We start from the raw sequence: 24,835 nt of genomic DNA on the forward strand, positions 1-24,835 counted from the left end.
AAAACAAAGACTTACAATAATAATGCGCATATTTACAGTAAACTTGCTTGCATTACATCCAAGTTTGAAAAATAGAATTGGGGTAGTACATTTGCAATGTTTATTCAAAAACCGTGCATTAAACTGTTTAATTAAGTATAAATATGTCGATCAAACGCTCGTTATCAAGTGTTCCATTGAGAATTAGCACCCTGGTGATGCTATTTTTCCTGAGTGTAGGAACACAAGTCTTTGCGGCTAACCCTGATGTTTCTGATGCTGAAGAAGCAGTTGCAGCAGGTAAGTCGATTTTCAACGCCAACTGTAGAACATGTCACAGATTAGACCAGAAAAATGTCGGACCGGCATTGAGAGGTGTTACTGACCGTCATTCTATAGATTGGACAAAAAGATTTATCAGAAACTCCCAGGCTCTGATAGCTTCAGGTGATGCCGAAGCAGTCGCCATCTACAACGAGTATAATCAATTGGCTATGCCTGCCCATGAGTTTTTGGGTGATGATGACTTGATGAATCTCCTTGCATACATAGAATATGGAGATAAAGTAGATGCTTCCGCCGCGGCTGCTGATGGAGGTAGTGGCGAAGGTGCTGCTGCTGGTGGTTCAGGTGTACCAAGTGAATACCTTACCATCATATTAGGGGTATTGGTTTTGGTACTTTTCCTAATTCTTGTGGTATTGGGACTGATCATTTCTATTCTGACCAAATATCTCAATACGCAAAAGCTTGAAGAGGACGATGAACAGTTCATCAATCAAAAATTTGAATTTGCCAAGATCTTCAAATCCGATGCATTTATTATAATAGTTACCACCATTGTGATAGCATTGGTTGCCAAAACAGCAATTGATGAACTTTATACTATCGGCGTTCAGCAAGGATATGCTCCAAAGCAACCTATTGCATTTTCCCATGAGCTTCACGCAGGCCAATATGAAATGCAATGTCAGTATTGCCATACGGGTGTAGAGTTGGGTAAATCAGCCAATATTCCCTCAGCAAATATTTGTATGAATTGCCACATGCACATCCAAAATGTCGATGGAAAGGATGGTATTTCCCCTGAAATTCAGAAGATTTATAATGCTGTTGACAACAACCAGCCGATTGAGTGGGTAAGGGTTCACAACCTTCCTGATCTGTCCTACTTCAATCATGCACAGCACGTGGCTGTAGGTGGGGTTGAATGTCAGACTTGTCATGGCCCTATCGAAGAGATGGAAGTAGTCTATCAGCACAGCTCCCTGACTATGGGATGGTGTATTGACTGTCATAGACAGACAGACATCCGAGCTGCCGGAAATGAATATTACGATAAGTTGGTACAATTACATAGTGATTCCAAAGCTGCACTGAAAGTGAAAGATATCGGTGGCTTGGAATGTGCGAAGTGCCATTATTAATTTAAATAAATTCAGAACTTACTTTTCTTGAATATAAAATGAAGGAAAATAAAAAGACCTATTGGAAAGGGTTAGAGGAACTTACAAATGATCCTGAGTTTGTAAAAAATGCGGAAAGAGAATTTCCTGAAGCCCCCTCAGTACTTGGTGGTGAAGAAGGTTCTTCTAGGAGAGATTTCCTCAAATTGATGGGATTCAGTTTAGCAGCAGCTTCATTGGCGGCTTGCGAAGCTCCAGTCAGAAAGGCTATCCCATATGTCAACAAACCAGTTGACATCAATCCCTCTATACCAAATTATTATGCATCTACTTTTGCTTCAGGTGGTGATTATGCTTCCATTGTTGTAAAGACAAGAGAAGGTAGACCTATAAAAATTGACGGTAATGACCTTTCTCCAATCAATGGTAAAGGTGTGAGCGCCATAGTTGAAGCTTCAGTTTTGTCTCTTTATGACAAACAAAGATTGACTGGTCCTTACATCAACGGCGAAAAAGCTGATTGGTCAAGCCTTGATTCTGAAGTGAAATCAAAGCTTGCTTCAGCAGGTACTGTAAAAATAGTGACCAATACAGTACTTTCACCTTCCACACAAAAAGCTTTAGACCTTTTCGCTGAGTCTTTTGGAGGCGCTGAAATCATTACCTATGATCCTGTTTCTAATTATGGTATCCGTAAGGCTGCTGAAACTTCCTACGGAGTTCAGGGACTTCCTACTTACCATTTTGACAAAGCAAATGTGATTGTCAGCTTTGGTGCTGATTTCTTAGGAACTTGGATTTCACCTATAGAATATGCCAGACAATATGGTAAAGGAAGAAAGATCAGCAAAGAAAGTCCTACCATGTCAAGACATTTTCAGTTTGAATCTAATCTGTCATTGACTGGTGCGAATGCTGATTATAGAACTCCGGTCAAGCCCTCACAATCTGGTTTGGCTGTTTTGGCGTTGTACAATGCTATTGCCAAAAAAGCGGGTGCTGCATCTGCTTCCGGAGCTGCTGTAGAAGTAGCACACTTGGATCAGGCTGCAAATGAACTTTGGGCTAATAGAGGGAAATCAATTGTGGTTTCCGGTTCTAATGATCCAAATGTTCAGATAGTCATCAACGCAATCAATGATCTATTAAATAACAATGGTGCTACTGTTGATTTCTCCAGGCCATCTTACTTTAGAAAAGGTGATGACGATAAAATGAATAAATTTGTCGCTGATCTAAAAGCTGGTAGAGTTGGAGGAGTTGTTTTCTACAACTGTAATCCTGTTTATGATTTTGCCAGAGGAGAAGAAATCGAGGAAGGAATAGCTAAAGCAAAAGTTTCCGTAGCTACTAATGGTTCTATGGATGAGACGGCTTCCAAGGTTCAATATATTGCTCCTGATCACCATTACTTGGAGTCATGGAATGACTTCAATCCAAGGAGTGGCGAATACAGTTTATCTCAACCGACAATTTCACCACTTTTTGATACCAGACAGGCTCAAGATTCTTTCTTAGCTTGGGCTGGAGATGACAGCAATTATTATGATTTCCTTCAGGATAACTGGAGAACTTCACTTTTTGAGAATCAATCTGAAACTTCCGACTTTCAGGAGTTCTGGGACAGATCATTGTACAATGGTGTGTACTCTGTAAATTCAGAAAGCTCGAGTGTCAGCGGAGACTTAGATATTTCTAGCGCTGCTACAGCGATAGGAAGAACCTACAAAGCTGATAACCCAGGTACTGAATTAGCTATCTATACCAAAGTGGGAATTGGTAGCGGAGCATTTTCCAACAACCCTTGGTTGCAGGAAATGTCTGATCCTATCTCCAAAGCAACTTGGGATAACTATCTGACAGTTTCTCAAAAATGGGCCAAAGACAATGGAGTGAAAATGGTCGAAGGCGCTACAAAGAAAGCTAAAATCACCATTGGAGATAAATCTCTTACCGTACCGGTATTAGTACAGCCAGGTCAGGCAGACGGAACTGTAGGTTTGGCCTTAGGCTATGGAAGAACCAAGTCCGGCAGGGTTGCAGACGGTGTTGGTGTAAATGCCTACGCGTTATTGGATGCCTCAAAAGGCTTTACCAATTACGATATCACTGAAGGAGTTACTGTTGAAATCACTTCTGATTCCTATAAAATTGCTCAGACACAGACCCATCAAACTTACATGGGCAGAGAGTTTGTGATTCAGGAAGCAACATTAGCAGATTACAAAGAAGATGCATCTGCTGGTAGGTACAAACCACAAATTTATAAAGAAGGTGAGTTTATGAAACCTTCAAAAGTTTCTTTGTGGAAAGGACATAAATACAGCCAACACCACTGGGGATTGGCAATTGATATGAATTCTTGCATTGGTTGCGGTGCTTGTACGGTAGCCTGTCAAGTAGAGAACAATGTTGCTGTAGTAGGAAAGCAGGAAGTGTTGAACAGAAGAGAGATGGCATGGATCAGGATTGATCGTTATTACAGCTCTCCCGAAGGTTCAAGTTCAAACAGCGAATTGGAAAGAGCTGCTGATAATCCTGAAGTTACTTTCCAGCCCATGATGTGCCAGCATTGTAACAACGCTCCTTGTGAGACTGTATGTCCTGTTGCTGCCACCACGCACTCTTCTGAAGGTCTTAATCAAATGACTTATAACAGATGTATCGGTACGAGGTATTGTGCCAACAACTGTCCTTATAAAGTAAGAAGATTTAACTGGTTCAAATACCATGACAATAAGGATTTCTCAGCTGTGAACGTAGCTCAGAATGATGATTTAGGTAAAATGGTTTTGAACCCTGATGTAACTGTAAGAGCAAGAGGAGTCATTGAGAAATGCTCTATGTGTGTACAGAGAATCCAATCCGGTAAATTGACCGCCAAGCGTGAAGCTAGAAAAGTCAAGGATGGAGAAATCAACACAGCTTGTGCTACAGCATGTCCGACTGATGCGATCGTATTCGGTGACATGAATGATCCAAACAGTAAAATTACCGAAATGCTTAAAATCGAAGAAAACACTACTTCTGCCTTGAAGGAAGTGAATGAAGAGAGAGCATATCACGTATTGGAGGAAATCAATGTGAGTCCAAACGTTTGGTATTTTACCAAAATCAGAAATAAGGAAAAAACAGAAGCGTAATAATAATTTTATAAGATATGCAAGTTACTTCATCCGTACGTGAGCCGCTGATTACCGGCGGGAAGACCCTCAAAGACGTCACCCACGATATCTCCAGGCAGGTAGAAGGAAAGCCAAGTATGTTATGGCTTTTGGCTCTTCTTGTTTCAGTAGGTGCTTTAGGTCTTGGATTTATTGCTTTGGCAGCTACTCTTTGGGAAGGTATAGGTATGTGGGGTCTTAACAAAACCATCGGTTGGGCTTGGGATATTACCAACTTCGTCTGGTGGGTTGGTATTGGTCACGCCGGTACTTTGATCTCAGCCGTTTTGTTGCTTTTCAGACAGAAATGGAGAATGGCCATCAACAGAGCTGCAGAGGCGATGACAATTTTTGCTGTGATCTGCGCTGCGATGTTCCCTATCATACACATGGGGCGTCCATGGTTGGGAGCTTATTGGGCACTTCCGCTTCCAAATACATTCGGATCGCTATGGGTTAATTTCAACTCACCGCTGCTTTGGGACGTGTTTGCAATCTCTACATACTTCTCTGTTTCGTTGGTATTCTGGTACATCGCTTTGATTCCCGATTTTGCTACTATCCGAGACAGGGCCACAGGTTTGAGAAAAACCATTTACAGTGCGTTGGCATTTGGCTGGGATGGTGCCGCCAAAACATGGAGCAGGTTTGAGACAGTATCTTTGATTCTTGCCGGTTTGGCAACTCCATTGGTACTTTCTGTACACACCATTGTATCTTTTGACTTTGCGACATCAGTAATTCCAGGATGGCATACCACGATTTTCCCTCCCTACTTTGTGGCGGGGGCTATATTCTCGGGTTTTGCTATGGTGTTGACATTGATGATTGTAACCAGGAAAGTTTTCAAACTTGAAGATTATATCACAATTGGTCACATAGAATTGATGAATATTGTAATCATCATTACAGGTTCAATTGTAGGTATAGCCTATATTACTGAGTTCTTCATTGCTTGGTATTCAGGAGTTGCTGCAGAACAGTACGCTTTTGTCAATAGGGCGTTTGGACCCTATTGGTGGGCATATTGGTCTATGATGACTTGTAATGTGATTTCTCCACAGTTGTTCTGGATCAAGAAAATCAGAACCTCAATAGTACTTACCTTTATACTATCCCTGATAGTAAACATAGGAATGTGGTTTGAGAGATTTGTAATTATCGTAACCTCTCTACACAGAGACTTCCTTCCATCATCTTGGGCAATGTTTTATCCAACATGGGCGGATGTGGGTGTTTACCTTTTCACTTTCGGATTGTTCTTTACACTTTTCTTCCTATTTGCGAAGTTCTTCCCCGTAATCAACATGTTCGAAATCAAATCTATCATTAAATCTTCATCCACTAAAGAATCAAAATAAGCATGGAAAGAGATAAAAATTTCATCCTCGGGGTGTTTGACGATGAGGATGTATTGCTAGACGCAGTAACCAGAATTAGAAAAAGTGGTGTTAAAATCCACGAAGTATATTCACCATTTCCTGTTCACGGATTGGATGAAGTCTTAGGTTACAAAAGAAGCAGGCTTCCAATAGCTGCGTTCTTGTTCGGGCTTTTGGGAACTACCCTAGCTTTGACTATGCAGTTTTACATGATGAAAATCGATTGGCCTATGATCATTGGTGGTAAAGACCATGCTGCTTTTCCAGCTTTTATCCCAGTAACCTTCGAATTGACGGTACTATTGGCAGCCTTCGGAATGGTTGGTGTATTTATGGTTTCTAGTAACCTTAAGCCTTGGGGACAAGCCAGAATATTTGACAATAGAATTACTGATGACAAACATGTAATGGCTATTGATTTAGCTACCAATGCAGGATTAGGAGAAGAAAGGCTTGCAGAAGTTCTTAAAGATTCAGGTGCTACTGAAGTCAATAAAAAAAGTTTTGAATAGGTAAATAGAAGTTATGAAAATCAGACATTACATAAATACAATCGCTTTGGCCGGTTTGGCCTTTGGAATTGTATCCTGTGGAGCTTCCGGAGATCATCCAGGATATGAATACGCTCCCCAGATGTATAATTCAGTAGCTTATGAGCCTCTTACCCAAATCAAAAATGAGGACGAAGGACAGTGGCTTTCCAGCCGTGAAGACGGTAAAGGTGAGTTTTTCAACAGTAACCCTAACAATCCTCATGGAATGAATATGAGGGAGCCTGTAGAAAATACTGTTCCAAGAAACAATAATGGCTATTTGCCTTATAGACTTAAAGCATTTGAGCTAGAAAAAGCAGCTGAGTTAAAAAGCCCAATAGAAGCAACCGACGAAGTTATCGCAGCAGGTAGAGTTCTTTATCAGCAATACTGTGCAACCTGTCACGGCGCAGGTGGTGAAGGAGATGGAAAAGCAGGTGAAGTTGTCGGTGGTGTTGCCAACCTAAAAGGTGGTGCCTACATAGATCTTCCTGAGGGCCATATTTTCCATGTCATCATGAAAGGTAAAGGTCGTATGGGTGCTCACGGTTCTCAAATTCCACAAGAGAGAATTTGGAAAATTGTTCACTATGTTAAACAAGAAATTCAGAAACAATAATCATGGCTCATAGCACTACAAACTACAATTTGGATCAAAAATTTGAGTTCACAGCAGCGCTGAAGAAGTCAATCATGACGGTACTTGTTATTGGTGCCGTGGTTTTAGCCATAGGTATTATTACAGCCATGATGGGTGGTCATGATCATGCCGAAGGTGGAGATCATGCTTATCATTGGTATCAAAGGCTATTTGCCAATATCTGGATCAACAATGTTTACTTTACGGGGATTGCCATAATAGGTGTATTCTTCTTTGCTATACAATATGCTGCTCAGGCAGGTTGGTCAGCTGGAATCCTGAGAGTAATGCTTTCTTTTGGTTACTGGTTGCCATTTGCAGCTGGTTTGATGATAGTAAGTTTCTTTGTTGTCAACCATGATATTTTCCATTGGACACACAGTGATCTATTTGATCCAAATGATTCTCATTATGATAAGATCATTGATGGAAAAGGCGGATATTTTTATTGGCCTATGGAGAAGGGAAGTTTTCCAATCTTTTTTGTGATCAGATTAGTTGTTTTCTTTGGTTTTTGGGTATTCTTTTTCAACAAACTTAAAAACTTGTCATATGAAGAGGATATTCATGGCGGAACTGATTACTGGAAAAAGATTAGGACTTGGTCGGCTTTGTTTTTGATCTTCTTTGCAGTTTCTTCTTCTATTTCCGCTTGGGATTGGGTTATGTCAATTGACACCCACTGGTTCTCTACAATGTTTGGATGGTATGTTTTTGCCTCTTGGTTTGTAGCAGGACTATCTGCAATTACATTAGTAGTAGTTTTCCTGAAAGATAAAGGATATTTGGAAATGGTAAATGAAAACCATATCCATGACATGGGAAAGTTTGTTTTTGCCTTTTCTATATTCTGGACTTACATCTGGTTTTCTCAGTTCCTTTTGATCTATTATGCCAATATTCCTGAGGAGTCTGTTTACTTTGTCGAAAGATTGGAAAGCGACGTGTACAGCCCGTTCATTTTTGTAAATCTAGTGCTAAACTTCTTCCTGCCATTCCTTGTTCTTATGACGAGAGATGCTAAAAGACATGCAATCTTCTTGAAGGTAGTTTGTTCACTTATTATCCTTGGTCACTGGTTTGATTTCTTCTTAATGGTCCAGCCAGGAACACTTGGGCAAAACGGAGGTTTTGGTTTGATGGAAATAGGAATGTTGTTGGTGTATGCTTCAGCAGTTACTTTAGTAGTAATGGGAGCATTAGCGAAGAAACCACTTGTTGCTAAGAACCATCCAATGTTAGAGGAGAGTTATCATCATCATATTTAATTATCCGAAAAGTTAAAAATTATGTACGGATTTCTTATTGCTGTTGGTGTTCTGTTATTGATGTCCATCATTTGGATGGTCTACAGGATCCAAACACTTGTATCAGTTGTCAAAGGAAGTGACAAAAAGATTGCCTCCGGAAGCAACAAAATCAATGCTTTGATGTTTGTTCTCTTTCTTGTGGGAGCAACTATTCTAATGTTTTGGTACTCTATTAAAGAATTTGACAATTACCAACTACCCATCGCTTCCGAACATGGTGAGGTAACTGACAGGTTGTTTTGGATTACTATGGCAGTGACCGGTGTTGTATTTCTTATTACCCATGTCCTTTTATTCTGGTTTCCTTACAAATATCAGTATGATGAAAAAAGGAAGGCTGCTTTCTATCCGGATAATAACAAATTGGAGGTTATTTGGACTATAGTGCCTGCAATTGCGCTTACGGTGCTAGTTATTGGTGGCTGGAAAGCTTGGTCAGATATCACTGCTCCCGCTCCTGAAAACTCACATGTAGTTGAAATATTAGGTTATCAGTTTGCTTGGGAAGTTCGATATCCAGGTATGGATAATACGCTGGGTGAGCATGACTATAGGTTAACATCTGCAACAAATGTTTCTGGTGTTGATTTTACAGATAAAAACTCACTTGATGATTTTACTTCTCCGGTGGTTGTAATTCCCAAAGGAGAGCCTGTCTTATTTAAAATCAGAGCTAGAGACGTATTGCATTCAGTATTTGCACCCCATATGAGGTTGAAAATGGATGCAGTGCCAGGTATGCCTACTCGTTTTTGGTTTACCGCAACCAAGACAACAGACGAAATGAGGAGGGAGACTGGTAATGATGAATTTGTATATGAAATTGCTTGTACTGAAATCTGCGGAAGAGGTCACAATGCAATGAGGAAAGAAATTCGAGTAGTTGAGCCAGAGGAATTTAGAAAATGGATGGCAGATCAAAAACCATACATTGTTAACAATCCTGCATTGGTTTCAGATTTACCAGAAGAATTGAAAGAGTTGGCTGAAATTACCATCAGCGAGTATAAGTAATTAAATAATAATTATTATGGCAACAGCTAGTGTAGCTTCACACAGTGATGCGGCGCATGATCACCACGATCATGAGCATCACGACAATTTTATTACTAAGTACATTTTCAGTACTGACCATAAAATGATTGGTAAACAATTTCTTGTTACCGGTATTTTTTGGGCGATCATTGGAGGGCTCCTGTCATTGATTTTCAGGCTTCAGCTTGGTTTTCCTGATATGGATCTGGAGTGGCTTCGACCTATCCTTGGTGGATGGATTACTCCTGATGGAAAATTAGATCCTGAATTTTACCTCGCCTTGGTTACAATGCACGGTACTATTATGGTATTCTTTGTATTGACCGCTGGTCTTTCAGGAACATTCTCTAATTTCTTGATACCTCTACAAATCGGTGCTAGAGATATGGCTTCAGGTTTTATGAATATGCTGTCATACTGGTTCTTCTTTGTATCCGGTGTTATCATGTTCATATCACTATTTATAGAAACTGGACCTGCCGGAGGTGGCTGGGTGGTATATCCCCCATTGTCTGCTCTAGAGCAAGCTATTCCTGGCTCAGGACTGGGTATGACTTTATGGTTGGTTTCAATGACCTTCTTTATTGCTTCATCCTTACTTGGAGGTATCAACTATATTACGACTGTGATCAACCTTAGAACAAAAGGTATGTCTTTTTCAAGGCTTCCCCTGACCATCTGGGCATTTTTCTTGACTGCAGTTATTGGTTTGCTATCATTTCCTGTATTATTTTCAGCCGCTTTGCTACTTGTATTTGACAGAAGTTTCGGTACTAGTTTTTATTTAGCTGACATATATATTGGTGGAGAAGCATTGCCAAATACTGGAGGAAGTCCTGTATTGTATCAACATTTGTTCTGGTTCTTGGGACACCCTGAAGTATATATTGTATTGTTGCCAGCACTAGGTATCACTTCAGAGGTAATTGCTACCAACTCCAGAAAACCGATATTTGGATACAAAGCGATGATCATTTCAATGCTGGGTATTACTATACTGTCATTTGTTGTATGGGCTCACCACATGTTTGTATCAGGTATGAATCCTTTCTTGGGATCTATCTTCATGTTCTTAACATTAATTATTGCTATTCCATCTGCTGTGAAGGTTTTCAACTATCTCACTACGCTTTGGAGAGGTAATTTGATTTTCACGCCTGGGATGTTATTCTCCATAGGTTTGGTATCATTCTTTATCTCTGGTGGATTGACAGGTATTTTCCTTGGAAATTCGGCTATTGATATTCAATTGCATGATACATATTTTGTCGTGGCTCACTTCCACTTAGTAATGGGATCGGCTTCTTTCTTCGGATTGATGGCAGGTGTTTATCACTGGTTCCCCAAGATGTTTGGAAGAATGATGGATGCAAGATTAGGGTATATTCACTTCTGGGCAACCTTCATCGGGGTTTATTTGGTGTTCTTCCCAATGCATTATATAGGGATTGCTGGATTCCCAAGAAGGTACTATTCTTGGACAGGGTTTGAATTCTCCAATATGTATACAGATTTGAATATGTTTGTATCTGTTGCGGCAATTCTTACTTTCGGTGCACAGTTGATTTTCTTGTTCAATTTCTTCTATTCTATGTATAGAGGACGTGTAGCTTCTCTCAATCCATGGAGATCAACTACCTTGGAATGGACTACGCCATTGCATCCTCAACATGGCAACTGGCCGGGAGAAATTCCTGCTGTTTACAGATGGCCTTATGACTATTCCAAGCCAGGTGCAGCAGAGGATTTCATTCCTCAAACTGTTCCATTGTCTGCTACTCCTGAGTCCAATCTTCCTCATGAGCAGGAACTCGTAAAATTGGAGAAGGAAATTATTGCAGAAGAAGAGGCTGTATTAGTCGCTAATGAATCAAGTAAATCTTAAATCTATTAACAGCTTTCGCAGTATCAGTTTGATTACTGTGATTGCTGTTTACTTTCTGATATTAGTCGGAGGGATAGTCAGGAGCACAGGTTCCGGAATGGGCTGTCCCGATTGGCCAAAATGCTTTGGGAGTTTGATTCCGCCAACTAGCGTGGATCAGCTCCCAAACGATTATCAGGACATATACTTAGCCAAAAGGGTTGAGAAGAATGAGAAGTTTGTTGCTCAATTAGAACAACTTGGATTTCGAACAAAGGCTGAAAAAATTAAGAATGATAAATCCATCTTAATAGAAGAGGAGTTTAATCCTGTCAAAACATGGATTGAATATCTTAATAGGTTAGTTGGAGCAGTTATTGGAATTTTGGTTTTGATTACCGTTTATAGTTCCCTACCGCTTTGGAAAGAAGATAAGGTAATTACCATAATTGCTGTATTCAACTTATTGCTTGTTTTGTTTCAAGCTTGGATTGGTTCAATAGTGGTCTCTACCAATTTGCTTCCTTGGATGATTACGCTTCACATGGTATTGGCTTTGTTGATCGTATGTCTTTTGCTGTATACTTATTACAGGTCATATAGACTTGCCATCAGAACAAAGTTTGCTACTGAAAAACCAAATAGGCTATTCAATATCTTAATTGTTGGATTTGTCTTGATGTTAATACAGATCGTATTAGGAACACAGGTCAGGGAAGAAATTGATAAAGTTGCATTTGAATTTGGATACTTATTGAGATCTGAATGGATTGATAAATTGGGTTTTCCTTTTCTAATTCACAGATCGTATTCTCTGGTTCTATTAGGGATTCATCTTCTCTTTATTTATAAGGTGTTTAAGTTTTCTATGAGGAAAACAATGCTGTACAATTGGTCTTTGATTCTGATACTTATCATAGGTCTTGAGATTGCGACAGGAATTGGGATGGCCTACTTTGCTATTCCTGCTTTTCTGCAACCTTTGCATCTTCTCTTTGGCTCTTTAATTATCGGGATTCAATTTGTACTTCTGTTGCAATTGAATGATCAAAAAAAAATACAAATAGAAAAAGCAGTTCATGAGAACTATTAATATTTCAGAGCAATCTTTTCTAGATGCCTTGGCATTTAGAGGTAAAGCTTATCTTGAATTGATCAAGTTAAGGTTATCAGCATTGGTTACATTCTCTGCTGTGTTTGGGTTTATTTTGGGGGATACAGGTGCCATATTTTCGTGGGGAGCTTTCTTTGCTTTGATGATAGGAGGTTTTCTGATTACCGGAGCTTCCGGAGCGGCTAATGAGATTCTTGAAAGAGAATACGATAAACTGATGAAAAGGACAGAAAACCGTCCTTTACCTTTAAAGCAGATCTCGGTTTCTGAAGCGTACTGGTTTACTCTGATTATTGGTACTCTAGGAATAGCTATTCTTTGGATTTTCACTAATCCCCTTACAACCTTACTTGGTATATTGAGTATGGTGCTATACATTTTTGTGTATACTCCACTTAAGAGAGTAGGGCCTGTAGCGGTATTCGTAGGTGCGATCCCTGGAGCTATGCCTCCATTATTGGGCTGGACTGCTGCGACTGGAAACATAGGTGTTGAAGCTTTGATCATATTCGGAATCCAATTTATTTGGCAGTTTCCTCACTTTTGGGCGATTGCTTGGGTAAGTGATGAAGATTACAAGAGAGCAGGATTCAAATTATTGCCAAGCGGTGGGAAAAAAGATCTTAACACGGCTATTCAAATTATGATTTATACATTGTTTTTGATTCCTTTGGGTCTTTTACCTATGTATTTTGGTTTGACCGGAATTAATTCTGCTGTTGTAGTTACTATTTGTGGTGTATTGTTTTTGGCTCAGACATTCTCGTTAATGAGAGACTGTTCGAGAAAATCAGCGCTTAAAATCATGTTTGGATCATTTCTTTATCTTCCAATAGTTCAGATTGCATATTTACTAGATAAAATCTAAATCATGGAAGAAAAATTTGCTTATATAGAAGGGGCAGAACAACCTATCTCCATGCACCCAAAGAAGTTTGCCCTTTGGCTCTTTATAGTGACTGTGGTGATGATATTTGCCTCTCTTACAAGTGCTTATATAGTTCGCCAAGCTGAAGGAAACTGGCTTGAATTTGATTTGCCGGATATTTTCTATTATACTTCTGGAATCATAGTGCTGAGTAGTATTACCTTGCATTTTGCCTATATTTCAGCTAAAAAAGACGACTTACCCAAATTGAGGCTTGGAATGGGTTTGACTGCAGTTTTGGCTATTGTTTTCTTAATTGGTCAATGGTATAGCTGGATAGCTTTAGTAGATAGAGATGTGTTTTTTGTAGGTAATCCTGCAGGTTCATTTCTTTATGTTTTCACTGGATTACACGGATTACACTTAGTGAGCGGTGTGATATTTCTAATTATTGTGTTAATTTCGTCCTTTAGATACAAGGTACACTCCCAGAGTATGGACACCATGGAAATGTGTGTCACTTACTGGCACTTCCTTGGAGGGCTTTGGTTGTACCTGTTTATGTTCTTGTTACTGAATCATTAAAAATAAAGTAAATTTTAATTCATATGTCAACGACTGCGACTGCTGTTGGAGTAAGCTCCAAAAGAGGAATCTGGGGAGGTGGTAACGAACCACTGAAGGCCAGCTATGGAAAACTGATGATGTGGTTTTTCCTTCTTTCAGATATCTTTACCTTTGCCGCCTTTTTGACAGCATATGCTGCAATTAGAGTATCGTATCCTGGATACGCTGGTCCTGAAGATGTTTTTGTAGGATCAAATGAATATTGGCCTGTTCCAGAGATGGTTTTTGATGCCATACCGTTTTTCCATGGCGCTCATATTCCACTTGCTTTTGTAGGTTTGATGACCTTCATTTTGATTATGAGTTCAGTTACTATGGTACTGGCTGTAGAAGCCGGACATAGAAATGACAGACCTGACGTTGTAAAATGGTTGCTTTGGACCTTATTAGGGGGAATTACTTTCCTTAGCTGTCAAGCTTGGGAATGGTCTCACTTTATCCACGGAACAGATGGTGGATCTATGATTACCTATGTCAATAAATTAGGCCAGGTAGTTTCTGAAACCGTATATGGCGCAAACCTTGCAGTGAATGAATATGGTCCGGCGGCATTTGCCCAGTTGTTTTTCTTCATAACTGGATTCCATGGATTTCACGTTACAATAGGTGTTTTCTTGCTCTTTTTGGCTTTCTATCAAGCAGCCGTGGGAGTATATGAGAGAAGAGGTCATTATGAAATGGTTGAAAAAATTGGTCTTTATTGGCACTTTGTAGACCTTGTTTGGGTGTTTGTATTTACATTCTTCTATTTGATTTAAAATATTTATAAAAATAAAGCATTATGGCAGCTGAAGAGAATAAATCTACATTGGAAGTTATTCCAAGAAATGAAGAAAAAATAAAGAAGATCTGGAAAACAGCAGGTATCCTTTTGGTACTTACTTCCATTGAATTCGTATTTGCATTTACCTTGCCCCGAGGTCTTTTGCTTTACGCGATCTTTATTGGATTGACAATTTGGAAAGCTAAATATATCATGATGGAATTTATGCACCTTGGTGAAGAAGCCAAGCCATTGTTTTATTCCATTATCGTTCCTTTGATATTTCTGGTATGGTTAGTGATCGCGCTGATGAGAGAGGGTAGTGATATCTTCATGATCAGATGGTAAAACCATAAAATATTATTAAAAAAAGTAGGTTGGGGTGAGACACTTCAACCTACTTTTTTGTTTAATCAAAAAAAGAAAATGAAGGGACTTAGAATTTTGCAGGGCTTTGTGTTATTGAGTGTACTTCTGGTGCCTGTCCTGATTATAGTGTTTCTCAAATCTTTCGGGACCAATCATTATGATATTCCTATTCTTTTTGAGAATGGAGTTGAAAACCCCTTTCAGGAATGCGATGTGGAAGAAAATGGACAGCACTATATCCCTGAGTTTAGGTTGACTACTCACTTAGAGCAAGAGCGTGGTAGAGCAGAAATGGGAGGTAAGATTACCATTGTAGATTTCTTCTTTACTTCTTGTCCAAGTATTTGTCCGGTAATGTCCACTGAAATGGAAAGAGTAGATGATGCATTTCGAAATGATGATGAAGTGCAGATTTATTCAATATCCATAGATCCGGAATATGATACCCCTGAGGTATTGGCAGAATATGCCGAAAGGCACAATGCTAATCCGGATAAGTGGTTTTTCCTGACCGGAGATAAAGGTGATATTTATAATCTTGCCAGGTGTGGATTTATTCTTCCTACTTTTGATGGCTATGGTGACCCTGAGGAATTTATTCATAGTGATAAATTTGTCCTCATAGATGATCAGGGCAGGATTAGAGGTTACTACAGTGGGACCAATAGAGATGAAGTAGATAGGTTGATTTTGGAGACAAAAATATTGTTATATGGAAAGTAATCATCTGATGGAAAATTCTCAGGATAAGGGAATTATCAAGTGGATAACAGGTATTGCCATAGCAGTTCCTGTTGTCGTGGCCGTACTCTTATTTATGCCGGCAAAATTGGATTTGGCAACTGAGTGGGTTTATTTCTTACCTCATCTCAATGCAGTAATCAATTCCGCAGCTACTGTAGCATTGATTATGGGTTTGATTTTTATCAAACAAAAAAACATCATACTTCACAGAGCCTCCATGACAGCAGCATTTGGGTTAGGGGCAATATTTTTGGTTTCTTATGTCATCTATCATGCTTCTGCTGAAAGCACTTCTTTTGGCGGCGAAGGTTTGATCAAGTCAATCTATTATTTTATTCTGATTACCCATATTATTTTGGCAGCTGTAGCATTATTTCCGATTCTTCTGGCATATTATTATGGATATACTGACCAAAGACAAAAACATAAAAAAGTGGTGAAGTTTGCTTATCCAATTTGGTTGTATGTTACTGTTTCCGGAGTATTGGTTTACCTGATGATCAGTCCTTACTATAACTTCTAAACTAATTTTGAAAAGGAGACGTTGTTTTGATATGAAAGGATTAAAAAATACCATAGCTGTATTCTTCTTGTTTTTTCTTGTCCAAGCCAATTCTTGGGCACAATGTGCCATGTGCCGGGCCACCGTAGAAAACAACCTGAGTACAGGTGAGACTACTGTTGGAGCAGGATTGAATACAGGGATACTTTATTTATTTATCATGCCGTATTTGATTGCAATGGTAATTGGGTATATGTGGTATAGAAATGCTAAAAAAAGGAAATCCAAGTTTCTCTTTCAAGGAGAGAAGTTCTGAATTGAAAAGCAAAGTTTGAATATAAACTTTGCTTTTTTACTTTTATTCCACCTATGCTAAAGAAAAAGCGATTTATTCTCCTAATGGCAATCCTAGGAATTGGGATTTTGCTTGCCATGAATTTTTTTCTGAGCAGCAGGCAGGGAGATGAAAAATTCTTAAAGCCAATTACCCAAAAGATCAATCAGGTAGAGGCAGAATTTGATTTGGATTACATTGAAGTCCTGATGCGAAATAGGCCAGACGAGCCTTTTACATTTGCCAATCTCAATCTGGATTCTAACCACTCGTATTATCTTTTTGATGAATCCGGTGAATTGATTTATTGGTCTGATTTTACTCATGTTCCGGATTTTGAAAATATAAGAACGCAGGAAAATCAAAGAATTCTGGAAGATAGGGCGGGTATATATTTTACCAAGGTCAGGAGGTTTAATAGAAATGAGAGGAGCTATTGGTTAGTTCATACCTTTCCACTTTACCATAACAGGGAAATTCAAAACGAGTATTTACAGTCTGGCTTCAATAAATCGGTTTTTGGCAATGACATGTTGGTCCTTAGTCCCGAAAGACGAACAAATTTCGTTGATGTCCAAGGACAAAAAGGAGAGTACCTCTTTTCCATAGATTTTGAGCAAGGTTATCAGGCTATAGGCCAGACCAACAATGTCCCATTGATGGTATTCTTCTTTTCTCTGTTGTTTTTGATTCTTATTTCAGGATATGATTTCGTAAAGACTATCTGGAAGAAGGGCCAAAAATTTATAGCTACTTTTTACGCAACTTTGATCCTCTTCTCCATTAGGGGATTTATGCTCTTTTTTGGGTTTCCTCAAGATTACTTTGACTTCAACCTTTTCGACTCCAGCAGGTATGCATCTTCTTTGCTTAACCCTAGCTTAGGTGATCTGATGCTCAATATGATCTGCCTGATAGTGCCATTTTCCATGGTTTTGGCGATCCTTTTGGGGAAATCTTTCACACAAAGATTTCAAAATTTCAGTCTTAAATACAAAAGGTGGCATTTTTTTGTATTGGCTTACTTAGTTTCTACAGTTCTTCTGGTTGGATTTTTCTCGCTTTATATCAATATTCTCAGCAACGCACAGTGGGATTTGAATATTCTGAGTATTCCTTCATTTGATTATTTTAAAGGGATCAGTTTATTGATGGTGTTTTTAGGGAGTGCGGGATACCTGCTTTTTTCCATAATTGCCCTGAGTCTTGTTCTCGAAAATCAGCCATTTAGCAAGGGCTACGCACTCAAAGTATTGGTGCTGTTTTCTCTTCCAATTGTAATTGGGTTATCCATCATAAACTGGATATACCTACTGGTTTATCTGACCCATTTGATATTTCTAATTTCAATTATCAGTTTTGAATTGCATAAAAATATATTCCGGCTTGGACTCAATACCTTCCTTACTTTTTTCTTTGGGTGCCTAATTTCTGCAATCGTAACCGGAATTGCTGCACATCAGGTTTACTTGGAGAGGCAGATCCAATCCAAATTGAGATTTGCCAATCAACAGTTGGTAGAAAACGACGTGATGGCTGAATTTTTTCTCTCTGACATCATGAACAGAATTTCTGAGGATATATTTATCAAAAATGCGCTCACTGACCCTTTGCAGTCTAAGGAACCAATTGAAAGAAAAATCAGAAGGATTCACATGACTAATTATTTTGATCAGTATGCGCTTAGAATAAGAGTATTCAATCCCTCTGGGGATAATGTTCTTCAGAGGAATGATGAGGAAAAACTGCAAGACCTGAGAGTTAATTATGTAAAAAGCGATTACATAACTTCAGTCAAAGACCTTTATTTCTTAAAGGGTACAGAAGAAATAGGGAGTAACCAATATTTTGCATTTATTCCTCTTTACAGGGATGATGTTTTTTTGGGAACCGTTTTTCTTGAATTAAACCAAATCAGAGTATTGCCAGGTTCGGTTTTCCCCAAACTTCTGATGGATCAAAACTATCAGGCTTCCTTGAATGACAGAAATTACGATTTTGCAATATACCAGGATGGAGAGTTACAGTATGGTGTAGGTGTATTCAACTACAGAGCTTCCGATCTTTATAATTCCCTGGAAAACAACAGTCTTTTTACCACAGGGATTTACAAGAAGCAATATCATCACCTTGGTGTGCAGAATGAGGAAAAAGTGGTGATCGTTTCCTCCCCTATTTATTCTGTCTACTATATTCTAGCCGACATTTCACTTTTCTTTCTTTTTTACATTTTATTGACCTTGCTGAGCATGGTGATTTATGCACTTTTGAAGGGGCTGAAAAACTTCAACTTCAATTACGCTACCAAGCTGCAGATGTATTTGAATTTTGCTTTCTTTTTTCCTATTCTCATTATCTCCGCAATCATTTTGGGACTTCTGGCCAACTCGTACCAAGACGAACTTCACAGACAATATTTCCAAAAGGCTACTTTGGTAAAAGACAACCTTTCAGCAATGATGGAAAAACAAAGTGCTGGAGTAGTGGATAGGGATGATTTTTTTGAAGAGGTTAATAACCTAGCGGGAACTGCCAACATAGAAATCAATGTGTTTGACAATTCGGGATATCTATTAATCAGTTCACAACCTAATATTTTTGACAAAAGAATTGTGACCAGACGTATTAACCCCAGAGCTATTTCAGAGTTGGTTGAGTTTCAAAACAACCTGACTTTATTGGAAGAAAATATTGGGCAGCTGAATTATAAGGCCGTTTATTCAGCGATCAGGTCCTCGGATGGACAATCCATTCAGGCCATTATTTCCATTCCTTTTTTTGAGTCCGAAAGTGAGCTTGATGTATTAATTGCAGATGTGCTCAGCAATATTCTGAATATTTTCGTCCTTGTTTTTATTATCTTCCTTTTTGTATCCTATTTTGTGTCCAAAAACCTGACTTTTCCATTCAAACTACTGACCCAAAAACTGAAAGCTACAGATTTGGAAAACAATGAACCCATGTTTTGGCCTTCCAAGGATGAAATCGGTTTGTTAGTCAATGAATACAACAACATGCTTTATAAGCTGGAAGCCAGTAAAAATGTATTGGCAAGTACAGAGAAGGAAACTGCATGGAGAGAAATGGCCAAACAGGTGGCGCATGAAATCAAAAACCCACTTACCCCTATGAAGCTTACCCTTCAACACTTACTTCGTTTACAGGCTGAAGGAAAACTTGATGATCCTCAAAAGCTTAAAAAGCCTGTAGAAACTTTGATTACTCAGGTAGACACTCTCAGCGATATCGCCACCTCATTTTCTACTTTTGCTAAAATGCCACTTCCCAAAAATGAACAGATGGATATTAGGGAGGTCGTAAAAGGTACACTTGAATTATTCAAAAACAGAGAAAGAGGTATGCTGACTTTTGAGGACTTTACGGAAGACATGCCTTTATATGTGATGGGAGATGATCAGCTTTTTGGAAGAGTGATTTCCAATTTGATCATCAATGGTATACAAGCTGTAGATGGAAGGAAAAAGCCTATTGTAGATGTTTACTTAAGAACCTTGGGAGGCCAGGTTTTGCTGGAAATAAAAGATAATGGAAAGGGGATACCTGAAAGCTTAAAGGATAAGATATTTATTCCAAATTTTAGTACTAAGTCTGAGGGGTCTGGATTAGGGCTGGCCATTGCAAAAAGAGGTGTTGAGACAGCTGGAGGAAAGATTTGGTTTGAAACTAAAGAAGGGGTAGGTACCAGTTTTTATCTAGCTTTTGACTTGGTGAAAGGTCAAATAGCTGATTAAAAGCAAGTGCTTGATTTTTTTTCACTTAAAATATTACCTTAGCGAGTGCTTTGCGTGTGATTATGATAAGGTTAGGGTACTTTCTTGGATTTCTGGTGCTGGCTTTTTGCGGGATTGTTGCCGGGGCAAATGGCCAGTCTGAGACTTGCAGGTGGCTGCCCCTTTCTGAAGCAAAAGACTCATTTTTACTGGACTCGCTTAGTGTCCAGCAAGAATCCATCAAAATCTCAGATAGTAATGGCGAGACTTTTTCATTTGAATACTCTTTAAGCACAGGCGAGATCAAAATTAAGCTTGAAGAAGCAGGCCCTGATTCATTATTGCTTTGCTACAGGACTTTCCCATATGCCTTTCACCAAGGGTCGGCCAAGCGTACACTCATGGTCGATTATGACTCAATGGCTATGTTTAAGGACAATAGAGTTCAAGCCGCTCCTGCCTTTGATTTTCGAGAGGAGCTCTTTCCAAGCACCAATCTGAATAAGTCTGGGAACCTTACCAGAGGTGTGTCCTTTGGAAATACCCAGAATCTTTTTGTCAATAGCTCACTGAACCTTCAAATGAATGGACAGCTTTCTGATAACCTGAATATCCGGGCAAGTATTACCGACCAAAACGTTCCCTTCCAGCCCGAGGGTAATACTCAGCAACTTCAGGATTTCGATAATGTGCTGGTGGAGCTTTATAATGACAAAATCAACCTTGCCGCAGGAGATGTTGTGCTTCAACAAAGGAAATCTGAGTTTTTAAGGTATTACAAAAATGTCCAAGGAGCCCAGCTAACCTCCAATTATACCATTGGTGAAAAATGGAGAGCGTCTTCCCAAGGATCAGCTTCCGTAGCAAAAGGTAAATTCGCTTCTATCATACTTGAAATCAGTGAAGGCACACTGGGCCCTTATAGAATTCCTGGACCCCAAAATGAGCGCTTTGTTATTATCATGGCTAATTCTGAGCGGGTATTTTTGGATGGAAAGCAATTACAGAGGGGGTTTAATTATGATTACGTCATTGATTACAACCAAGGGGAAATCACTTTTACACCCAATGTACTGATTACCCAATATTCTAGGGTAAGGGTAGACTTTGAATATGCAGAGCGAAATTTTTCCAGGTCCATCCTCACAGCCAATCATATACAGGAAACAGATAATATCACTCTGTATATGAATTTTTATAGGGAACAGGATAATAGAAACAGGCCTTTATTTTTTGAATTTTCAGATGCAGATAAGAGGCTATTGGCTTCGGTCGGGAATGATCTGGATGCAGCATCCGTTCCAAGGGTAGATAGTGTTGCATTTGATACCAATAGGGTGTTGTACAGAAGGGTGCAGGATGTAGATGACCAAGGTCTGCCTATAGTGTATTATGAATACAGTACTAATCCTGAAGAGGCACATTTTGCGGTAGCTTTTAGTGAGGTAGGGCAGGGAAATGGAGATTATGTCAGGGATAGGCAAATTGCCAATGGTCCTGTTTTTTCATTTAGACCAAGAGTCAATGGCGTGCAACAAGGGAATTACTCGATCTTATCTCCTTTGCCTGCCCCCAACAAAAGGCAGATGTTTACAACAGGAGCAAGAGTAAAGCTGTCAGCTTTTGAAGAAGCCTACACAGAATTGGCATTTTCAAATAGGGATGACAACCTCTTTTCCGAATTGGATAATGAAACCAATCAGGGTTTTGGTATCAAGTCAGGAGTTATTTCCGAAAATCGGACTTTTGATAAGTTAAAAGGGTACAAATTCAATGCACTGACTGAATTTGAATATAACTCCAGTAATTTCAGTTTCATTGATCGCTTGCGGTATATAGAATTTGATCGGGATTGGAGTTTGACTCCCGAAGATGCTGCAACGGCTGGTCATGAGCGGATTTTTAATACACAGCTGGAATTTCAAAAAGACCTGAATAACCTTGCGACATATAGATTTAACTTTAGAAACCGGGGCAATATCCTGTCGGGAACGCAGCATATGGCCAAATGGAATCAGCAGATTGGTAAACGCTTTTTTGTCAAGAATGATTTTTTTCTGTTGGATTCAGATGTAAGGGATTTTAATTCTTCTTGGATAAGGTACACCGGGGACCTGCAGTACAGATCCAAGGTCTTGGTGCCAGGTTACAGGGTAATGCTGGACAGGAATGCAGTGAGAGATACAGATCGGGATTCTGTTGTCAGCACGGCAATGAACTTCCTTGAACACATGGTTTATTTGAATAGTAATGATACTCTTCCCTACTCTTTCTTTGTCAATGCAACGGTAAGAGAAGATAAATTCCCGCTTTTGGGAGAGCTGACTCCTGACACAGAGGCTTTTCAGACCATGTTTGGCTTAAAGCGCAGGTTTAAAGGCCATGACCTGAGTGCAACATTTACTTACCGGGAATTGGAGTTTTTGAGAACAGATCAAGAAAAAGAGACGACTGTTTTGGGTAAAGTGGATTACCTGGGGACAATGTGGAAAGGAAATGTAAGAAATGAGCTCAGCTATGCACTTGGGAATGGTCGGGAATTTAGAAGGGAATTTGTTTTTTTGCCAGTGCCTACCGGAGAAGGCACCCATGCTTGGAGAGATGACAATGGAGATGGGATTCAGCAGCTGAATGAGTTTTACATAGCGATCAATCCTGAAGAAAAAAACTTCATCAAAGTATTTGTTCCCACCACTGATTTTGTGCAGGCATTTACTACAATTTTCAATTATAGGCTCAATGCCAAATTTCCGGATGCCTGGAGAAAAGAAGGTGGGTTCAGGCAATTCCTTCAGCGCTTCTCCAATACGAGTAGCGTGAGTATTGAGAAAAAAATCACTTCCAACGAATTTTGGGACCGGATCAACCCCTTTGTAGGTGGTTTTGCTGATGAGGATCTGATTTCGGTGAGACAGGTGATTAGGTCTTCTTTTTTCTTTAATAGGTCCTCTGCTAAATACGGTTTTGATTTTTCTGTTTTCGACAGCCAAAATAAGCAGTTGTTGGCAGGGGGTTTTGATGACCTGATACAAAAGGATCTTCGGCTGAATACTCGCTATAACTTCAACCCAAACCTTAACCTCAGACTAATTGCACAAACGGGTGCCAGAATTGCAAATTCTGATTTTTTGGATAATAGAAATTATAATGTCGAGCAATTTGGGATGGGACCGGAATTGGCTTGGCAGCCAAGCAGTATCTTTAGGACTACAGTTTCTTACAACTATACGGATAAGTTGAATATTGCCAATACCGAACTGGAGGAGAGGGCTAACTTGCATCAGACAGGTCTGGATTTTAGGTATGCAAAAGCTATCAAAACCACTGTCAATGCTAATTTTCGATACATTTTCATCAATTACAACGGGGTGCCCAATTCTCCCGCAGGTTATGAAATGCTACAGGCCCTTACTGTTGGGAGTAATGTTACCTGGACATTTAACTGGCTTCAAAAAATCGGAGAAGGGCTACAGATGAATATGGTTTACGAGGGCAGGAATTCTGAGGGACTGGGAAGACTGGTTCATATTGGTAGGATGCAGGTTACAGCCCTTTTTTGAGATTACATGTTTTGTATTCAAGAGGAGTACTATCCTGTAAATTCTTGGAAAATTTTTTTTCGAAGCTTTTTTACTCATGTTTTGAAATGTCTGAAAGCCAATGGGATAAAAGCAACCAGTAGTTTTTTAAATGAATTTGGCGAAATCTCCCACAAGTAGAAATCCACATAAAAGCAATGGGTCAAAACATGATTTTTATCATGTTTACACCTTCTAAATGTCACTGCATTCCCTAGGTAAGCTGTCTAGTTTTGTATAAATCATTTTGAATGTCATGGTGGCTAAAGTAGAAAATCGACACGGTTTCACCTTTCCGGAAAAAATCGTCTCCTCACATTATTGTGGAAGGCTTCCTGAGGGGTTTACAGAGCACTTGAATGAAGAGGGAGTAGGAATTCAATGCAGTCCTGAAAAAGGCCCTACCCTATACACTGCGCATTTGCCAAAGGTTTTGGATTGGCTCCATGAACTGGAAAAGCCCCTTCCTTTGGAAAAAGACCCTTGTAATATTCCCGTCCTACTCTACGATAAAGAGGTATCCATGGAAAAATTACTATTCCATTATGATGGTACACCGGCTTCTGCGAGGCTGATCAGAAATTTTGTGGAATTGTTTGAAGACAACATATCCAACAGCAAGGCGACTATTATTTCACCCTGCTTTATTCCCAAATCCAAACAAAGGGAGGAACAGGAAATCGTACAGCTTTTGACATCTAAAACGGCTGAAACTTCCTTTATAAAGTTCAATTTCAATAGAATCGGAGATTTTTGGTCTTATGCAGTAAAGCATAAGTGCACACTTCTAGTAACGACCAAAAATTACCAGGCAGATCTGGCGAAAGTATTATTTCATTTTTACAAAGGAGGGATGTGGTACAACAGGCTTTCCTTTTACCTGTCATTTTAG

General features: G+C 39.3%; 19 protein-coding genes. All 19 read left to right on the forward strand.

The window, feature by feature from the left end; genetic code table 11:
- The first annotated feature begins 143 nt into the window (after window positions 1-143).
- Window positions 144-1,406, forward strand: a complete 1,263-nt coding sequence (locus tag A33Q_RS20385; protein ID WP_040490740.1) for a c-type cytochrome — start codon at window positions 144-146, stop codon at window positions 1,404-1,406.
- A 38-nt stretch (window positions 1,407-1,444) separates the two neighbouring features.
- A complete protein-coding gene (locus A33Q_RS20390) occupies window positions 1,445-4,528 on the forward strand; it encodes a TAT-variant-translocated molybdopterin oxidoreductase (protein ID WP_009032816.1) in 3,084 nt (1,027 codons plus the stop codon).
- Window positions 4,529-4,545: 17 nt separating this feature from the next.
- On the forward strand, window positions 4,546-5,910 hold the full coding sequence (nrfD, locus tag A33Q_RS20395; protein WP_009032815.1) for an NrfD/PsrC family molybdoenzyme membrane anchor subunit: 1,365 nt from the start codon (window positions 4,546-4,548) through the stop codon (window positions 5,908-5,910).
- A gap of 2 nt (window positions 5,911-5,912) precedes the next feature.
- Window positions 5,913-6,443, forward strand: coding sequence for a DUF3341 domain-containing protein (locus A33Q_RS20400; RefSeq protein WP_009032814.1), 531 nt, complete (start codon window positions 5,913-5,915; stop codon window positions 6,441-6,443).
- 13 nt (window positions 6,444-6,456) lie between these two features.
- Complete coding sequence (locus A33Q_RS20405; RefSeq protein ID WP_009032813.1) at window positions 6,457-7,083, forward strand: c-type cytochrome; 627 nt, start codon at window positions 6,457-6,459, stop codon at window positions 7,081-7,083.
- A gap of 2 nt (window positions 7,084-7,085) precedes the next feature.
- Entirely contained in the window at window positions 7,086-8,372 is a 1,287-nt protein-coding gene (locus A33Q_RS20410; protein ID WP_016255650.1) for a hypothetical protein, read from the forward strand.
- Between the two features lie 21 nt (window positions 8,373-8,393).
- Entirely contained in the window at window positions 8,394-9,428 is a 1,035-nt protein-coding gene (locus A33Q_RS20415) for a cytochrome c oxidase subunit II (RefSeq protein WP_009032812.1), read from the forward strand.
- Window positions 9,429-9,444: 16 nt separating this feature from the next.
- Window positions 9,445-11,334 carry a cytochrome c oxidase subunit I gene (locus A33Q_RS20420; protein ID WP_009032811.1) on the forward strand — a complete coding sequence of 630 codons (1,890 nt, stop codon included), beginning with the start codon at window positions 9,445-9,447 and terminating at the stop codon, window positions 11,332-11,334.
- Complete coding sequence (locus A33Q_RS20425; RefSeq protein ID WP_009032810.1) at window positions 11,315-12,406, forward strand: COX15/CtaA family protein; 1,092 nt, start codon at window positions 11,315-11,317, stop codon at window positions 12,404-12,406. Before A33Q_RS20420 ends, A33Q_RS20425 begins: the two co-directional genes overlap by 20 nt.
- The gene (cyoE, locus tag A33Q_RS20430; RefSeq protein ID WP_009032809.1) at window positions 12,393-13,295 is read left to right on the forward strand and encodes a heme o synthase; all 903 of its coding nucleotides are present in this window, start codon (window positions 12,393-12,395) and stop codon (window positions 13,293-13,295) included. Before A33Q_RS20425 ends, cyoE begins: the two co-directional genes overlap by 14 nt.
- A 3-nt stretch (window positions 13,296-13,298) precedes the next feature.
- A complete protein-coding gene (locus A33Q_RS20435) occupies window positions 13,299-13,880 on the forward strand; it encodes a cytochrome c oxidase subunit 3 (protein ID WP_009032808.1) in 582 nt (193 codons plus the stop codon).
- A 23-nt stretch (window positions 13,881-13,903) separates the two neighbouring features.
- Window positions 13,904-14,680, forward strand: a complete 777-nt coding sequence (locus tag A33Q_RS20440) for a cytochrome c oxidase subunit 3 (RefSeq protein ID WP_009032807.1) — start codon at window positions 13,904-13,906, stop codon at window positions 14,678-14,680.
- A gap of 23 nt (window positions 14,681-14,703) precedes the next feature.
- Window positions 14,704-15,033 carry a cytochrome C oxidase subunit IV family protein gene (locus tag A33Q_RS20445; protein ID WP_009032806.1) on the forward strand — a complete coding sequence of 110 codons (330 nt, stop codon included), beginning with the start codon at window positions 14,704-14,706 and terminating at the stop codon, window positions 15,031-15,033.
- Between the two features lie 78 nt (window positions 15,034-15,111).
- Window positions 15,112-15,777, forward strand: coding sequence for an SCO family protein (locus A33Q_RS20450; protein WP_009032805.1), 666 nt, complete (start codon window positions 15,112-15,114; stop codon window positions 15,775-15,777).
- On the forward strand, window positions 15,767-16,321 hold the full coding sequence (locus A33Q_RS20455) for a DUF420 domain-containing protein (RefSeq protein WP_009032804.1): 555 nt from the start codon (window positions 15,767-15,769) through the stop codon (window positions 16,319-16,321). Before A33Q_RS20450 ends, A33Q_RS20455 begins: the two co-directional genes overlap by 11 nt.
- 31 nt (window positions 16,322-16,352) lie before the next feature.
- Window positions 16,353-16,616: a hypothetical protein gene (locus tag A33Q_RS20460; protein WP_009032803.1), complete on the forward strand. Its 264-nt coding sequence runs from the start codon at window positions 16,353-16,355 to the stop codon at window positions 16,614-16,616.
- Window positions 16,617-16,669: 53 nt separating this feature from the next.
- The gene (locus A33Q_RS20465; protein ID WP_040490741.1) at window positions 16,670-20,386 is read left to right on the forward strand and encodes an ATP-binding protein; all 3,717 of its coding nucleotides are present in this window, start codon (window positions 16,670-16,672) and stop codon (window positions 20,384-20,386) included.
- Window positions 20,387-20,448: 62 nt separating this feature from the next.
- Window positions 20,449-23,925: a hypothetical protein gene (locus A33Q_RS20470; RefSeq protein WP_009032801.1), complete on the forward strand. Its 3,477-nt coding sequence runs from the start codon at window positions 20,449-20,451 to the stop codon at window positions 23,923-23,925.
- Window positions 23,926-24,199: 274 nt separating this feature from the next.
- Window positions 24,200-24,835, forward strand: coding sequence for a hypothetical protein (locus A33Q_RS20475; RefSeq protein WP_009032800.1), 636 nt, complete (start codon window positions 24,200-24,202; stop codon window positions 24,833-24,835).

The sequence above is a fragment of the Indibacter alkaliphilus LW1 genome (assembly GCF_000295935.2).
Lineage (GTDB): Bacteria > Bacteroidota > Bacteroidia > Cytophagales > Cyclobacteriaceae > Indibacter > Indibacter alkaliphilus.

Excerpts from the sequence above, each read along its gene's own strand:
- A33Q_RS20385 (WP_040490740.1), top strand. The coding sequence starts at position 144 with ATGTCGATCAAACGCTCGTTATCAAGTGTTCCATTGAGAATTAGCACC.
- A33Q_RS20390 (WP_009032816.1), top strand. The coding sequence starts at position 1,445 with ATGAAGGAAAATAAAAAGACCTATTGGAAAGGGTTAGAGGAACTTACA.
- nrfD (WP_009032815.1), top strand. The coding sequence starts at position 4,546 with ATGCAAGTTACTTCATCCGTACGTGAGCCGCTGATTACCGGCGGGAAG.
- A33Q_RS20400 (WP_009032814.1), top strand. The coding sequence starts at position 5,913 with ATGGAAAGAGATAAAAATTTCATCCTCGGGGTGTTTGACGATGAGGAT.
- A33Q_RS20405 (WP_009032813.1), top strand. The coding sequence starts at position 6,457 with ATGAAAATCAGACATTACATAAATACAATCGCTTTGGCCGGTTTGGCC.
- A33Q_RS20410 (WP_016255650.1), top strand. The coding sequence starts at position 7,086 with ATGGCTCATAGCACTACAAACTACAATTTGGATCAAAAATTTGAGTTC.
- A33Q_RS20415 (WP_009032812.1), top strand. The coding sequence starts at position 8,394 with ATGTACGGATTTCTTATTGCTGTTGGTGTTCTGTTATTGATGTCCATC.
- A33Q_RS20420 (WP_009032811.1), top strand. The coding sequence starts at position 9,445 with ATGGCAACAGCTAGTGTAGCTTCACACAGTGATGCGGCGCATGATCAC.
- A33Q_RS20425 (WP_009032810.1), top strand. The coding sequence starts at position 11,315 with ATGAATCAAGTAAATCTTAAATCTATTAACAGCTTTCGCAGTATCAGT.
- cyoE (WP_009032809.1), top strand. The coding sequence starts at position 12,393 with ATGAGAACTATTAATATTTCAGAGCAATCTTTTCTAGATGCCTTGGCA.
- A33Q_RS20435 (WP_009032808.1), top strand. The coding sequence starts at position 13,299 with ATGGAAGAAAAATTTGCTTATATAGAAGGGGCAGAACAACCTATCTCC.
- A33Q_RS20440 (WP_009032807.1), top strand. The coding sequence starts at position 13,904 with ATGTCAACGACTGCGACTGCTGTTGGAGTAAGCTCCAAAAGAGGAATC.
- A33Q_RS20445 (WP_009032806.1), top strand. The coding sequence starts at position 14,704 with ATGGCAGCTGAAGAGAATAAATCTACATTGGAAGTTATTCCAAGAAAT.
- A33Q_RS20450 (WP_009032805.1), top strand. The coding sequence starts at position 15,112 with ATGAAGGGACTTAGAATTTTGCAGGGCTTTGTGTTATTGAGTGTACTT.
- A33Q_RS20455 (WP_009032804.1), top strand. The coding sequence starts at position 15,767 with ATGGAAAGTAATCATCTGATGGAAAATTCTCAGGATAAGGGAATTATC.
- A33Q_RS20460 (WP_009032803.1), top strand. The coding sequence starts at position 16,353 with ATGAAAGGATTAAAAAATACCATAGCTGTATTCTTCTTGTTTTTTCTT.
- A33Q_RS20465 (WP_040490741.1), top strand. The coding sequence starts at position 16,670 with ATGCTAAAGAAAAAGCGATTTATTCTCCTAATGGCAATCCTAGGAATT.
- A33Q_RS20470 (WP_009032801.1), top strand. The coding sequence starts at position 20,449 with ATGATAAGGTTAGGGTACTTTCTTGGATTTCTGGTGCTGGCTTTTTGC.
- A33Q_RS20475 (WP_009032800.1), top strand. The coding sequence starts at position 24,200 with ATGGTGGCTAAAGTAGAAAATCGACACGGTTTCACCTTTCCGGAAAAA.